This window comes from Escherichia sp. E1130, from assembly GCF_005781065.1.
GTDB lineage: Bacteria > Pseudomonadota > Gammaproteobacteria > Enterobacterales > Enterobacteriaceae > Escherichia.
In genome coordinates this window covers 1-14,524 of the sequence record NZ_VATL01000023.1, presented here as the reverse complement: position 1 = coordinate 14,524, position 14,524 = coordinate 1, and the positions used below count along the sequence as shown (strand labels likewise).

Annotated in this window: 11 protein-coding genes and 1 pseudogene; 6 read left to right on the top strand and 6 right to left on the bottom strand. The window is 54.2% G+C overall.

Annotated features, from left to right (window positions below; translation table 11 throughout):
* On the bottom strand, window positions 1-1,251 hold the full coding sequence (gene entS, locus FEK66_RS19930; RefSeq protein WP_130260252.1) for an enterobactin transporter EntS: 1,251 nt from the start codon (window positions 1,249-1,251) through the stop codon (window positions 1-3).
* 110 nt (window positions 1,252-1,361) lie between these two features.
* Here entS and fepD point away from each other — a divergent pair, with 110 nt between their 5' ends.
* Genes fepD through fepC form a run of 3 tightly spaced genes read left to right on the top strand, consistent with a single transcriptional unit; the run spans window position 1,362 to window position 4,167 of the window.
* Window positions 1,362-2,366, top strand: a complete 1,005-nt coding sequence (gene fepD, locus FEK66_RS19925; RefSeq protein ID WP_130206427.1) for a Fe(3+)-siderophore ABC transporter permease — start codon at window positions 1,362-1,364, stop codon at window positions 2,364-2,366.
* Complete coding sequence (gene fepG, locus FEK66_RS19920; protein WP_130206425.1) at window positions 2,363-3,355, top strand: iron-enterobactin ABC transporter permease; 993 nt, start codon at window positions 2,363-2,365, stop codon at window positions 3,353-3,355. The genes fepD and fepG overlap by 4 nt, the downstream gene beginning before the upstream one ends.
* Entirely contained in the window at window positions 3,352-4,167 is an 816-nt protein-coding gene (gene fepC / locus FEK66_RS19915; RefSeq protein WP_130260253.1) for an iron-enterobactin ABC transporter ATP-binding protein, read from the top strand. Before fepG ends, fepC begins: the two co-directional genes overlap by 4 nt.
* Here fepC and wzz(fepE) read toward each other — a convergent pair.
* From wzz(fepE) to fes, 4 genes are all read right to left on the bottom strand, one after another.
* Window positions 4,164-5,297, bottom strand: coding sequence for an LPS O-antigen length regulator Wzz(fepE) (gene wzz(fepE), locus FEK66_RS19910; protein WP_135493520.1), 1,134 nt, complete (start codon window positions 5,295-5,297; stop codon window positions 4,164-4,166). The two genes, fepC and wzz(fepE), sit on opposite strands and share 4 nt — an antisense overlap.
* Before the next feature lie 216 nt (window positions 5,298-5,513).
* A complete protein-coding gene (entF, locus tag FEK66_RS19905; RefSeq protein WP_135493519.1) occupies window positions 5,514-9,395 on the bottom strand; it encodes an enterobactin non-ribosomal peptide synthetase EntF in 3,882 nt (1,293 codons plus the stop codon).
* On the bottom strand, window positions 9,392-9,610 hold the full coding sequence (ybdZ, locus tag FEK66_RS19900; protein WP_000885787.1) for an enterobactin biosynthesis protein YbdZ: 219 nt from the start codon (window positions 9,608-9,610) through the stop codon (window positions 9,392-9,394). Before ybdZ ends, entF begins: the two co-directional genes overlap by 4 nt.
* A gap of 2 nt (window positions 9,611-9,612) precedes the next feature.
* The gene (fes, locus tag FEK66_RS19895; RefSeq protein WP_130206417.1) at window positions 9,613-10,815 is read right to left on the bottom strand and encodes an enterochelin esterase; all 1,203 of its coding nucleotides are present in this window, start codon (window positions 10,813-10,815) and stop codon (window positions 9,613-9,615) included.
* Between the two features lie 242 nt (window positions 10,816-11,057).
* Between fes and fepA the strand changes: the two genes are divergently transcribed.
* Both fepA and entD read left to right on the top strand, forming a co-directional pair.
* Window positions 11,058-13,298 (top strand): siderophore enterobactin receptor FepA, encoded by a 2,241-nt coding sequence (gene fepA, locus FEK66_RS19890; protein WP_135493518.1) that lies wholly within the window; start codon window positions 11,058-11,060, stop codon window positions 13,296-13,298.
* Window positions 13,299-13,472: 174 nt separating this feature from the next.
* Window positions 13,473-14,093 (top strand): enterobactin synthase subunit EntD, encoded by a 621-nt coding sequence (entD, locus tag FEK66_RS19885; protein ID WP_130206413.1) that lies wholly within the window; start codon window positions 13,473-13,475, stop codon window positions 14,091-14,093.
* A gap of 121 nt (window positions 14,094-14,214) precedes the next feature.
* On the opposite strand, the gene hokE is transcribed toward entD, so the two are convergent.
* The gene (gene hokE, locus FEK66_RS19880) at window positions 14,215-14,367 is read right to left on the bottom strand and encodes a type I toxin-antitoxin system toxin HokE (RefSeq protein ID WP_000956465.1); all 153 of its coding nucleotides are present in this window, start codon (window positions 14,365-14,367) and stop codon (window positions 14,215-14,217) included.
* Here hokE and FEK66_RS26305 point away from each other — a divergent pair.
* Window positions 14,336-14,524 (top strand): annotated as a pseudogene (locus tag FEK66_RS26305) (hypothetical protein); the annotation flags it as partial. The gene hokE and the pseudogene FEK66_RS26305 overlap by 32 nt on opposite strands.

Genomic DNA, 14,524 nt, shown 5'->3' with positions numbered 1-14,524 from the left:
TTAACTGTCGGACGCTGTCACCTGCGGCGGCGTCTGGCGAAAACGCCGCAACTCCACCAGCACCAGCAACAACAACACGCCGATAATCAACAAAGCAAAACCGCTCGCGCTTGCGGAAGCCACCGGTGTCATCATCGCTCCCAAACCGCCCAGCAGCGCCGCGCCTATGGCATCGCCCGTCACGTTCTGTGCCGTCCACAAACCGTTAATCCGCCCTAACATCGCTTCCGGGGTTTGCGTTTGCAGCATTGTATATTGCAGCAACGAACTGACCGCGCTCAGCCAGCCGAACAGCGCCAGACAAACCACGCCTAAAATCCACATCGGCATCAGGCCAAACAGACCAATGGCGAGGAACGATCCCAGCGTGGAGAGCAACATCAACAACCCTGGTCGCGCGCTATGTGCCAGCTTCCCGCTGGTTAATGCGCCGATAGCCGCGCCGAGCGGGATCGCCGCATAGAGAAAACCAATCTGTGCCGCCGACATCTGCCAGTTGGTAGCCAGCGCCGGATACAGTACCCGCACCGCGCTCGCCATCGTCAATAAACCACCCAGCAGCGCAATGCCGCCCACCAGCGGACTGGCGAGCAGAAAACGAAATCCTGCCAGTAATGATTTCAACGGATGCTCACGCGGCTGCGGTGGCGGTGGCAACGCCGGAAGGCTTAACAACGGTAGCAAGGTAATAAACGTGCCCGCCGCCGCCAGCCCATAGTTCCAGGCTACGCCGCCAGTCGCCAGCAGTAAGCCGCCAATCATGGGCGAAATCACCGATCCCAGCCGCACGGTCAACATGGTGATCGCCCCGGCCTGCATTAAGTTTTCACGCCCTACCAGTGCAGGTGTCGCCGCCAGTAGCGCCGTAACGCCAAGTGACGCGAAAAAACCATCCCATAATCCGAGTAAATAGATTGCCAGCAAAGACGGCTCCGGCAGCAGCGCGTTCAGGCACAGTCCAATGAAGCCAATGCCACAGGTGCCGCGCGCCAGCAGAATCACTTTTTTGCGCTCATAGCGATCCGCCAGCACGCCGCCGACCATCAAACCGACAAACATCGCGCCGCCGGTCAGCGTCACCGAAAGCCCCACCTGCCAGGTAGAATGCGTCATCATCTGGATCTGCACCGGCACCGCGACGCCGAGCAAACCCAGAGAAACAATAGAGATAAAACGAGCGAGGAATACTGCGCGAAACGCCGGGTGCGTTTTCAACAGGCTGAGGTTAAGCAGCCAGGATTGTTTATTCATTACAATGCCTTGCCATCAAATATTTTAAATACCTATTCTTAGGCTGCACATGCTAACATATCCAAATAAGATCGATAACGATAATTAATTTCATTATCATGGAAGTTCGTATGTCTGGTTCTGTTGCCGTGACACGCGCCATTGCCGTGCCCGGATTGCTGTTATTACTGATTATCGCGACGGCATTAAGCCTGCTCATTGGGGCAAAATCACTCCCCGCTTCCGTAGTGCTGGAGGCCCTCTCCGGCACCTGCCAGAGCGCCGACTGCACTATCGTGCTCGACGCGCGACTGCCGCGTACCCTGGCCGGATTGCTGGCGGGCAGTGCGCTTGGGCTTGCCGGGGCGTTAATGCAAACCCTCACCCGAAATCCACTTGCCGATCCTGGTTTACTTGGCGTGAATGCCGGAGCCAGCTTTGCCATTGTGCTGGGTGCGGCGCTGTTTGGTTACTCATCCGCGCAGGAACAACTGGCGATGGCCTTCGCCGGGGCGTTGGTGGCCTCGTTGATTGTAGCCTTTACCGGCAGCCAGGGCGGCGGGCAATTAAGTCCGGTGCGTTTAACTCTGGCGGGCGTGGCGCTGGCGGCGGTACTGGAAGGACTGACCAGCGGCATCGCCCTGCTTAATCCTGACGTCTACGATCAACTGCGTTTCTGGCAAGCCGGTTCGCTGGATATTCGTAATCTACACACTTTAAAAGTGGTGCTGATCCCGGTGCTGATCGCCGGAGCAACTGCGCTATTACTGAGTCGCGCGCTGAACAGTTTAAGCCTTGGCAGCGACACCGCGACGGCGCTGGGCAGTCGCGTGGCGCGCACACAGTTGATTGGTCTGCTGGCGATTACCGTGCTTTGTGGTAGTGCGACGGCGGTAGTTGGCCCGATTGCCTTTATTGGCCTGATGATGCCGCATATGGCGCGTTGGCTGGTAGGTGCCGATCATCGCTGGTCGCTGCCCGTCACGCTACTCGCTACCCCTGCCCTGCTGCTGTTTGCCGATATCATCGGGCGTGTGATTGTGCCCGGCGAGCTGCGCGTTTCCGTGGTCAGTGCCTTTATTGGTGCTCCGGTGCTGATCTTCCTCGTGCGACGTAAAACACGAGGTGGCGCATGATTTACGTCTCTCGCCGATTAATCATCACCTGCTTACTGCTGATTACCGCCTGCGTGGTGGCGAGTGTCTGGGGATTACGCAGCGGTGCCGTCACGCTGGAAACCTCGCAGGTATTCGCCGCGCTGATGGGTGACGCACCGCGTAGTATGACGATGGTAGTCACCGAATGGCGTTTACCGCGCGTGCTGATGGCGCTGTTGATCGGCGCGGCGCTGGGCGTCAGCGGCGCGATTTTTCAGTCGCTGATGCGTAACCCACTCGGCAGCCCTGACGTAATGGGCTTTAACACCGGAGCGTGGAGCGGCGTGCTGGTGGCGATGGTGCTGTTTGGTCAGGATCTGACGGCTATCGCGCTGGCAGCAATGGCGGGCGGCATTGTCACCTCGCTGCTGGTCTGGCTGCTCGCCTGGCGTAACGGTATCGACACCTTTCGGTTAATTATTATCGGCATCGGCGTTCGCGCCATGCTGGTGGCCTTTAATACCTGGCTGTTGCTGAAAGCGTCTTTAGAAACGGCGCTAACAGCGGGTTTGTGGAATGCCGGATCGCTCAACGGCCTGACGTGGGCAAAAACCTCGCCTTCCGCGCCCATCATTATATTGATGCTCATTGCCGCCGCCTTACTGGTACGGCGAATGCGCTTACTGGAAATGGGCGATGATACCGCGTGTGCGCTGGGCGTCAGCGTCGAACGTTCGCGTCTGTTAATGATGCTGGTGGCGGTGGTGCTTACCGCTGCGGCAACTGCTCTGGCGGGGCCGATTTCCTTTATTGCGCTGGTCGCGCCACACATTGCCCGACGCATTAGCGGCACCGCTCGCTGGGGGCTGACCCAGGCGGCGCTGTGCGGGGCGCTGTTACTGCTGGCGGCCGATCTCTGCGCTCAGCAACTGTTTATGCCGTATCAACTTCCGGTTGGTGTCGTTACCGTCAGCCTCGGCGGTATTTACCTTATCGTCTTGTTAATTCAGGAGTCTCGCAAAAAATGACCGAATCAGTAGCCCGTTTGCGCGGCGAACAGTTAACCCTGGGATATGGCAAATATACCGTTGCGGAAAATCTGACTGTAGAAATTCCTGATGGTCACTTCACGGCAATTATCGGGCCAAATGGCTGCGGTAAATCCACGTTACTGCGTACCCTAAGCCGCCTGATGACGCCTGCTCACGGGCATGTCTGGCTGGATGGCGAGCACATTCAACATTACGCCAGTAAAGAAGTTGCACGCCGGATTGGTCTACTGGCGCAAAATGCTACCACGCCGGGAGATATCACCGTGCAGGAGCTGGTAGCACGCGGGCGTTACCCGCATCAACCGCTGTTTACCCGCTGGCGCAAAGAAGATGAAGAAGCGGTAACGAATGCGATGCAGGCCACGGGAATCACCCATCTGGCGGATCAAAGCGTGGATACCCTCTCCGGCGGACAACGCCAGCGGGCGTGGATCGCGATGGTGCTGGCCCAGGAAACGGCGATTATGCTGCTCGATGAACCAACGACCTGGCTGGATATCAGTCATCAGATTGATTTGTTGGAACTGTTAAGCGAACTGAACCGTGAGAAAGGCTATACCCTGGCGGCAGTGCTGCACGATCTTAATCAGGCCTGTCGTTACGCCAGCCATTTGATTGCATTGCGGGAAGGGAAAATTGTTGCTCAGGGAGCTCCGAAGGAGATTGTTACTGCTGAATTGATCGAGCGCATTTATGGTCTGCGCTGCATGATTATTGACGATCCGGTAGCCGGAACGCCGCTCGTGGTGCCGCTCGGACGAACGGCACCTTCAACCGCGAAGATTTAAACTAAGTGGTCTGCCATCATGGCATCCTGTTTTCTGGATGCCATCGCATGGCGCAACAGCACGCCACCACAAGCCACCATACCGCCGATCAACGCGGAAAGGATCACAATAATCGCTTTGCCCGGACCGTCTTTTTTCACCGGCAACGTCGGACGCAACTGATATTTAAACGGCGTAAAATCAACATCGTTGACATTTGCTTTTGTTAATTGCTCGACAAGATACTGACGATTACGTAATTCACCGTTCAGTTCCGCAACATCGGTGACCGCTTTTTCAATTTCCAGTTTGCGTTCAATACCGTCTGCGCCGAGAGAAATAGAAAAATCAGGGTCATCTTTTACTGCCTGACCATTACTGTAAACAGGTTTTTTAATGCCTGCTGCATTAGCAATATCGAGTGAATAATTGAGACGCTGAATGTTTGCATCAAGTTGGTTTTTCGTTTTAATGCGATCCTGCGCCAGCTTTTCTTTTTCAAACTGGGTTCTGATTTCCAGCTTATTACGCACATTTTCTAGCGACTCTTTCACCACCAACGCAGAGATATAATCGATATACCCGGCCAACACTTTCTGTGCCTCTTCACTGGTGGGTGCGGTGAAACTTAGCGTCCAGGAAGTATATAACGCGGACGGCTCATTTTTCTTACTGGCGTTGTCATCAACCGCTTTCATCTTCTCGCTCAATGTGACAATAGCCCGATGCAACTCCTGTTCATCAATTTTCGCCTCTTTCAATTGGTTCATAACATACGGCGATGAACGAAGATAATCTTCCAACAAACTAATGGACTGAAACTTCTTGATAAACAGGTTAAATGCTTCTGTACGATCAATTTTGATATCCAGATCCAGTACCCGAAGGTTAGTAAATGTTTTCTCCAGATCTTGCCATTGCACAGGTTCTGCCGGCGTTATAACCGCCGCACTGGTCCATTTTTGCGGTAGGATAAATGACACCAGCAACCCAATACAGGCAAAGGCAAAAACGACAGCCATGATCTGTTTTTTTGCGTGCCATAAAACTTCGATAAGATTAAGTAAATCAATTTCATTATTACCGGCTGGCGCCAGATGATAATCGGGAAAATGCGAGTCGCTTTCCTGCTTAATATTCAGTGTTGACATACGGTATAACCTGAAAATGAGTCCAATGAGGGTAAATTTCCACGGCGCACACTTTACCAGTTGGTGAGAATTATCCGAAGCTGAACTTTGTAAATTCCACGCAGCAAACGCAATGTTTGGCGCATTTTCAGACAAACCACTCAGTAAATATTAATACAATAAATAACAAAATCCATAATTATTTATCGTAATTATGGATTCGCATTTAAGATAAAGTTATTTATTTAGCGCGGCACGAATAATTGGTCCAATTTTTTCAAATGCTATTGGAGAAATAATATCCACATGCGCGCAATCCTGGCGATAAATATCCAGCTCAGCTATCCACGGCGACCAGACGTGTTCGGGACTCATACCTTCCTGAAGTGTACGCTCCGCAACAAACAGCGTAGCTTTGCCATCAAACGGTTTACTATGGGCGGTGGTTAATAGCCGCACTGCATCGGCATAATTGCCTTCAATGGTGGTAAACAGCTCTGTCGACGCCGTTCCCTGCTGGGCTGCCAGGAAGGCCTCGCGCTCGCGGTTAATCTCCGCCAGCACTTCCGGGTCCAGACCATTGGCTTCTTTTTCCTGCCAGTTTTGCGTTTCTGGCGGCCAGGTATCCAGCAAGCCAAGAAATGCCACCTGTTCGCCACGGGCACGCAGCCGCGCCGCAATACCCTGCGCCAGCGTACCGCCCAGCGAATACCCCAGCAGGTAATAAGGGCCGTGCGGTTGTTGCTCAAGTAACGTTGCCAGATGCGCTTCGCAGACTTCATCCAGGTTCGTCGCTGTCTGCATGGGGCCATGAGGGCGCGGCGACTGAATGCCGATAATCGACCATTGTGGATCGAGATAACGCGAGAGCACGCTAAACTGCCAGGCAAAACCGGACGCCGGATGGAAACAAAACAGCGTCGGGCCATTACCTTCACGCAACGGCAGAATGGTTTCGAATCCCATGCGCCGGGAGCTGTCTTCTTCACCATCAATAATCGTTGCCAGTTTGGCGACGGTTGACGCAACCATCACCTGCCCCGGCGTCACCTGGCGGGCAAACTGTTGGCTTAACTGCGCTGCCAGTTTCATTGCCAGTAGCGAATGACCGCCAAGCGCAAAGAAATCAGCATCGGCATCCTGCACGTCACAACCCAGCAACGACGCGAATGCCGCGGCGATAATCGTTTCACTGCCCGCTTTCGGCGCACGCCCCGGCGCTTGTGCCTTCAGTTCAGGCAACGGTAAGGCTTTGCGATCCAGTTTGCCATTGGCGCTAAGTGGTAACTGTGGAAGTTGCAGCAGAACCACGGGCACCATATGCGGTGGCAATGTTTCGCGAAGCTGCGCCTGCAATGCGCTGGTATCCAGCGGCAGGCCTGATTGCGACACCAGATAGCCCACCAGTTGACGCGCATCACCACCAGTGGCTGCCGCCTGGTTAATTACACAGGCATGAGTAACAGCCTGTTCGACATCCGGCAGCGCCTGCATCACGCGGTCGATTTCGCCCAGTTCGATACGCTGCCCGCGAATTTTTAGCTGATCGTCACTGCGCCCGAGGTACTCCACCGCGCCGTTATCCAGCCAGCGGGCAACGTCTCCAGTACGGTACATCCGTTCACCTGGGGCAAAAGGATCGGCAATAAAGCGGCTGGCGGTCAGATCGGGTCGTCCAAGATACCCCTGCGCCAGTTGAATGCCGGTGAGATAGAGATCACCCGCCACACCCGGCGGCACCGGATGCATCATCGCATCGAGAATGCGCAGGCCCGTGTTCCACACCGGATAACCAATCGGCACGCTGCTGCCGCGCACCTGTGCCAGTTCTTCGCCAAAAGCCGGATACCAGCTGACATCTACCGCCGCTTCCGTCGGGCCATATAGATTATGCAACGGCACGCCGGTTAACTGTTGCCATTCGCGGCATAAATCAGCCGGTAAGGCCTCACCACTACAGAAAACCTGTTTCAACGTCGCGCAATTCTGGCGAGCGGTTTGCGGAGTCAGCGATGCAACAAATGCCGCCAGCATCGACGGCACAAAGTGCGTGGTCGTTACGCCATATTCGGCAAAGAATTGCTGCATAGCGAGCGGGTCGCGGTGCGCTTCCGGTTCAGCCATCACCAGTTTCGCCCCGGCAATAAACGGCCAGAAAAACTCCCACACCGAGACATCAAAACTGCACGGCGTTTTTTGGGCAACGACATCTTCGCCCGTGAGCGGGTAATGGCTTTGCATCCATAGCAGGCGGTTAACGATAGCCGTCTGCCCGACCATTACCCCTTTTGGCCTGCCAGTGGAGCCAGAGGTAAAGATGATATAAGCCGTGTGATGCGGTTGTGAAAGTTGCAGCGGCGCACTGCCCTGTGCGGTAAGCGGGGCGTTATAGCAAAGGCTGGTTAAATCAGGAACATCGGCAAAGCGCGGCAGTTGATCGTCGGTGGTGATTAACAGTGACGGACGCGCATCTTCCAGCATCATCTTCAGGCGATCGTCCGGATAGCCGGTATCCAGCGGTAACCAGGCCGCACCTGCTTCAACAATCGCATGTAGCGCCAGGGTCAAAAAGACCGAGCGCGGTAGTGCCATCGCCACGCTGTCCCCTGGTTTAACGCCGCGCTCACGCAGCAGATTCGCCAGCGCCACCACCTGCTCGCGCATTTCCCGATAGCTAAACTGGTAACGCGCATCTGCCAGCGCCGGAGCATCCGGTGTTTTTGCCGCTTGTTCTGCCACCAGCGCGCTAAGCGTGGTTTCTGGAATCTCAACCTGAGTGGCGTTGATCTGCGCCAACTGCGCATACTCACCTGGCAGCATAATATCGACATCGCCGCACAACAGCGCCGGATCCGCGGCGAACTGGGCGATCAGCATTTTCAGGCGTTCAGCATGCTGGATTAACGTTGGCTCAGCGTAACGCTGTTTATTGGCGAGGATCTCAATACTCAAATCACCGTGTTCATCCGGGAACAGGGCCAGCTCAAGGTCATTAACCGGACCGGTTGCCAGGGTATGGGTTTGCGCCTGAACACCAGGAATATCCAGCTGGTAATCAAACACCTTGATATTGAGTACCGGACCGAACAACGGTTCCTCTCCCACCGCGCGTCCGCTGTCACGGACAATCTGTTCTGCATCGTAACGTTGATGGCGACGCATTTTTTTCAGTTGAGCCGCCAGTCGGGTTGCCAGTTCCGGCAGCGTTTCTTGCGCCGCAATGTGAATACCCAACGGCAAAACGTTGAGCACGGGTCCGGTCGCCGTCAACGCTGCCGATCCCAGGCGGCGCATAAAGATAAATCCGGCGGCGTAGTCCATGCGGTTGCACAATCGCCCCAGCCACAAAGCCGCCAGCGCAAGGGCTAAATCGGTACGCTGCACACCTGAAAGTTGCGTAGCCAGCTGGCGGAATTTCCCGTCGGTAAATTCCAGTTTCAGGCGCAGAATATCTGCCGAGGCACTGCGCCCCGGTAAAGGTGCCGGAGAAAGTGACGCGGGCGGCGGCAGTTGACGACGTTGTTCCGCCCAGAATGCCGCATCACGCTGCCAGGCCTCGCTTTCACGGTATTGCTGGTACTCTTCCACCACATCAGCGAAAGGCGTAAACGGCGAAGCAGGCGTTGGTTCGCCACGCAGCCATGTGCAGTAAATATTGGCAATCTGGCGGGTAATGGCCGGGAAACTGAAGCCATCGACCAGCAAATGGTGATAACACTGATACCAGTACCAGCGGTTATCCGCCACCTGTATCAGCTGATGAAAGACCAGTGGTTTACCGCTATCGACGCGCAGATTTTGTTGCAAATCTGCCTGCATTAATGCCTGCGCAGTACCGTGCGGATCAATGTTGGTTCTCAGGTCGATAATTTCTGGCAGTTCGAACGTCAGCGCATCATCGACCCACTGCCAGACTTCGCCGTTATCTTCCGTAAAACGCATCCGCAACGTATCTGCTTGCGCTAATCCGGCAACCACCGCGCGGGCCAGTAATGACGCATCAACCTCTCCGGTTAACTCAACGTAATGCGCCACGCTCCAGGCGGAGGGTAAATCCGACAGTTTTTCTGCCATCCAGATGCCGGGCTGTGCAGCGACCAAAGGTAAATGCTGGCTCATTGCGCCTCCTGCAACTGGGTGAAATTCGCCGGTGTCAGAGTACGCCAGTGGGCTTCCAGCCACTGCTGGCAGGACGCCTGTGACTGCGGCTGACACACAACGTCCCAGCCTGCCGGTAACGCGCATTGTTGCGGCCACAGACTGAATTGCCCCTGCGCATTGCGCAAAATGTAAAACGCTCCCTGTGGATCATCGAAGGGATTACTGAATGCCATATTCAACTCCTGTCATGGAAAAGCGGTTGCCAGAGGTCGATTAGCCCCTGCATCAAGCCACCGCGCCAACAAAGCGCATCATGTCCGCCGTCAACCTGACGCCAGAAAATGGATTCTTTTATGGGGTGTAATTGCGCATACAGCGCCTGATTGGCCCGCATGATCATCGGCTCGCGAATACCCGCTTCCAGCACAATGCGCAGACCTTCGGCGCTAACTTCACCAGCTTTTAGCTGTTCAAGTAACACGCCCTCTTGCTGCCCGCCCCGATGCGGCCACCAGTACGATCCTGACTGGCTTAATACACAACCAAAGCGTTCAGGCCAGTGCAGTCCGGCATACAGCGCGGAAAGCCCACCAAAACTTTGCCCGGCGACCACGGTGCAATCGGCACGATCGCTAAAAGGGGCAATAGCTTTCACCAGGGGTAATAACTCTTGCTGTACTGCCAGCCAGAAATCGGCATTACACGGCAGTTCGTGGGCGCGGTGCGTGGTGTCGATAGCGTCGATCAACACATACACGGCGGGAGGAAGTTGCTGACGATGGGTCAGCGAAGTCAGCGCAGGCCAGACAGGCATACTTTGCGCCCAAAATTCGCCATCAAGCAAAACTGCCAGCGGACGTTCTCCTGCTGTTACATCTCCGGTGGTAAAAATCCATACACGGCGTGAATTTTTCAACCGTTCACTTTTCCAGATAATTTCTTTGGCAGGTATTTCTGGCGCTTGCGGACAATCCCAACCAGGTTGCAGAGGCGCTTGCGGCATTTCGAGTGCAGAGACAGCGTGCCCTCGACCGCCTTTCCAGCTTTGTGGATTCAGCGGATCGGCTATCGCCTGGGGTAATAGTTTTCGCCAGCCTTCACGCAATTCGAGGCGATCGGGGGATGGTGCAGAAAAAATGTCATCGCGTTCGCTGGGAACAAAACAGTAGCTGCCGCGCCATTCGGCATTGAGTTGTGTCGTCCACAGCCAGACATCGGTACCTGCAATTCGCTGCATCGACTGGGGGCGGCTATTTTGATGGTGATCGGTGACGCCAGTGATGTAGACCCATACGCGCTTTATCGTCGAGTAGTCTTCAGAACCTTGTGGATCACGCCACCAGAAAGTGACCTCAAACATTTCGTCATTAAGACGCTGCCATTCAGGGCCATGTTTCGACTGCCACCAGCTATCACTTCCCACCTTTAACGCCGCCACATCATAACCTTATGTTTATTGTGAATTTTTTCATTGATCGCAGAAATATATTGATAATATTATTGATAACTATTTGCATTTGCAATAGCGTAATGGCGCGCCGTGGGAAGCGCGGACATTTATTAACCAACTGCACTGCGTGTCTTTCAGGATCAAAGGTTTTCGCGGTAGCGGGATGCGTCGTGTTGATGACGACCATGCCCGACAGTTGCAATTCGTGGCAAAAATGCAGGAATAAAACAATGAACAAGAAGATTCATTCCCTGGCCTTGTTGGTCAATCTGGGGATTTATGGGGTAGCACAGGCACAAGAGCCAACCGATACTCCTGTTTCACATGACGATACCATTGTCGTTACCGCCGCCGAGCAGAACTTGCAAGCGCCTGGCGTTTCTACCATCACCGCAGATGAAATCCGCAAAAACCCCGTTGCCCGCGATGTGTCGGAAATCATCCGTACCATGCCAGGCGTTAACCTGACCGGCAACTCCACCAGTGGTCAACGTGGTAATAACCGCCAGATTGATATTCGCGGCATGGGGCCGGAAAACACGCTGATTTTGATTGACGGCAAGCCGGTCAGCAGCCGCAACTCAGTACGTCAGGGCTGGCGCGGCGAGCGCGATACCCGTGGTGATACCTCCTGGGTGCCGCCTGAAATGATTGAACGTATTGAAGTTCTGCGTGGTCCGGCAGCTGCGCGTTATGGTAACGGCGCTGCGGGCGGCGTGGTTAACATCATTACCAAAAAAGGCAGCGGTGAGTGGCATGGCTCCTGGGATGCTTATTTCAACGCCCCAGAACATAAAGAGGAAGGTGCCACCAAACGTACCAACTTCAGCCTGACCGGTCCGCTGGGAGATGAATTCAGCTTCCGTCTATATGGCAACCTCGACAAAACCCAGGCCGACGCGTGGAATATTAACCAGGGGCATCAGTCCGCGCGTGCCGGTACATATGCGGATACGCTGCCCGCCGGGCGCGAAGGGGTGATCAACAAGGATATTAATGGCGTAGTTCGCTGGGACTTCGCGCCTCTGCAATCACTCGAACTGGAAGCAGGCTACAGCCGCCAGGGCAACCTGTATGCGGGCGACACACAGAACACCAACTCCGATTCCTATACCCGCTCAAAATATGGCGATGAAACTAACCGCTTGTATCGCCAGAACTACTCACTGACCTGGAACGGCGGCTGGGATAACGGTGTGACCACCAGCAACTGGGTACAGTACGAACACACCCGTAACTCGCGTATTCCGGAAGGTCTGGCGGGCGGCACCGAAGGGAAATTTAACGAAAAAGCGACACAGGATTTCGTCGATATCGATCTTGATGACGTGATGTTGCACAGCGAAGTTAACCTGCCGATTGATTTTCTCGTTAACCAGACGTTGACGCTGGGTACGGAGTGGAATCAGCAGCGGATGAAGGACTTAAGTTCCAACACCCAGGCGCTGACCGGAACGAATACCGGTGGTGCTATTGATGGCGTGAGCGCCACCGACCGTAGCCCATATTCAAAAGCAGAAATTTTCTCGTTGTTTGCCGAAAACAACATGGAGCTGACTGACAGCACCATCGTAACGCCAGGGCTGCGTTTCGATCATCACAGCATTGTTGGCGATAACTGGAGCCCGGCGCTGAACATATCGCAAGGTTTAGGCGATGACTTCACGCTGAAAATGGGCATTGCCCGCGCCTATAAAGCGCCGAGCCTGTACCAGACCAACCCGAACTACATTCTCTACAGTAAAGGTCAGGGCTGTTACGCCAGCGCGGGCGGCTGCTATCTGCAGGGGAACGATGACCTGAAAGCGGAAACCAGTATCAACAAAGAGATTGGTCTGGAGTTCAAACGCGACGGCTGGCTGGCGGGTGTGACCTGGTTCCGTAACGATTATCGCAATAAGATTGAAGCGGGCTATGTGGCTGTAGGGCAAAATGCGGCTGGCACCGATCTCTACCAGTGGGATAACGTGCCGAAAGCGGTGGTTGAAGGTCTGGAAGGATCGTTAAACGTACCGGTTAGCGAAACGGTGATGTGGACCAATAACATCACTTATATGCTGAAGAGTGAAAACAAAACCACGGGCGACCGTTTGTCGATCATCCCGGAATATACGTTGAACTCAACGCTGAGCTGGCAGGCACGGGAAGATTTGTCGATGCAAACGACCTTCACCTGGTACGGCAAACAGCAGCCGAAGAAGTACAACTATAAAGGTCAGCCAGCGGTTGGACCGGAAACCAAAGAAATCAGTCCATACAGCATTGTTGGCCTGAGCGCGACCTGGGATGTGACCAAGAATGTCAGTCTGACCGGCGGCGTGGACAACCTGTTCGACAAACGTTTGTGGCGTGCGGGTAATGCCCAGACCACGGGCGATCTGGCAGGAGCCAACTATATCGCAGGTGCCGGGGCGTATACCTATAACGAGCCGGGACGTACGTGGTATATGAGCATTAATACTCACTTCTGAAGCTAACGTCAGATTGTTGACAAAGTGCGCGTAGTTCATGCCGGATGCGGCGTGAACGCCTTATCCGGCCTACAAAAATCTTGCCAATTCAATATATTGCAGGACCACGTAGGCCTGATAAGCGTAGCGCATCAGGCAGTTTTGCGTTTGTCATCATTCTCTAATATGGTTGACATGAAAACTACGCATACCTCCCTCCCCTTTGCAGGACATACGCTGCATTTTGTTGAGTTTGATCCGGCGAGTTTTCGCGAGCAGGATTTACTCTGGCTGCCGCACTACGCACAACTTCAACACGCTGGACGTAAACGTAAAACAGAGCATTTAGCCGGGCGGATCGCTGCAATTTATGCGCTGCGGGAATATGGCTATAAATGTGTGCCTGCAATCGGCGAGCTACGCCAACCTGTGTGGCCTGCGGGGGTATACGGCAGCATTAGTCACTGTGGGACTACGGCATTAGCCGTGGTTTCCCGTCAACCGATTGGCATTGATATTGAAGAGATTTTCTCTGCACAAACCGCAAGAGAATTGACAGACAACATTATTACACCAGCGGAACACAAGCGACTTGCAGACTGCGGTTTAGCCTTTCCTCTGGCGCTGACACTGGCATTTTCCGCCAAAGAGAGTGCATTTAAGGCAAACAAGATACAGGCCGCTCCAGGCTTTCTGGATTATCAGATAATTAGCTGGAATAAACAGCGGATCATCATTCGACGAGAGGATGAGCAGTTTGCTGTGCACTGGCAGCTTAAACAAAAGATAGTCATAACGCTGTGCCAACACGATTAATTGACAACATCTGGTACGGTTCGCCCGCAGCCATCACTAACCGCGGGCGAAAGTGTAAAGCAGGTGCCTTACCACCCTGACCTGACAACCGGATATGCGGGGATTGCTCCCCGCACAACGGCTACTTCTTCGGTTCGTAAGCGAGAACAGCCTTAAACTCAATATTACGTTCCTTTACCGTGAACTCACACAGCGAGTCTCCGACCAGAAGCGTAAATCCCAGCACCGTTAAACACAGCACTATGACTGCCACAAGGGCATATTTCGTCAGCATGTTTATATTGCCTCCATGCGAAGAAGGGACTACCATCCGAGTTGTTGAGGTTCGGAGTGGCAGCCCCAGGGTTGATAGAAATATCTCCTGGGGCTTCATCTTTCCAGACCTCAGAGTAAACCTGAAACCGGAAAGCCTCAGGCACCCGCAGTTATCT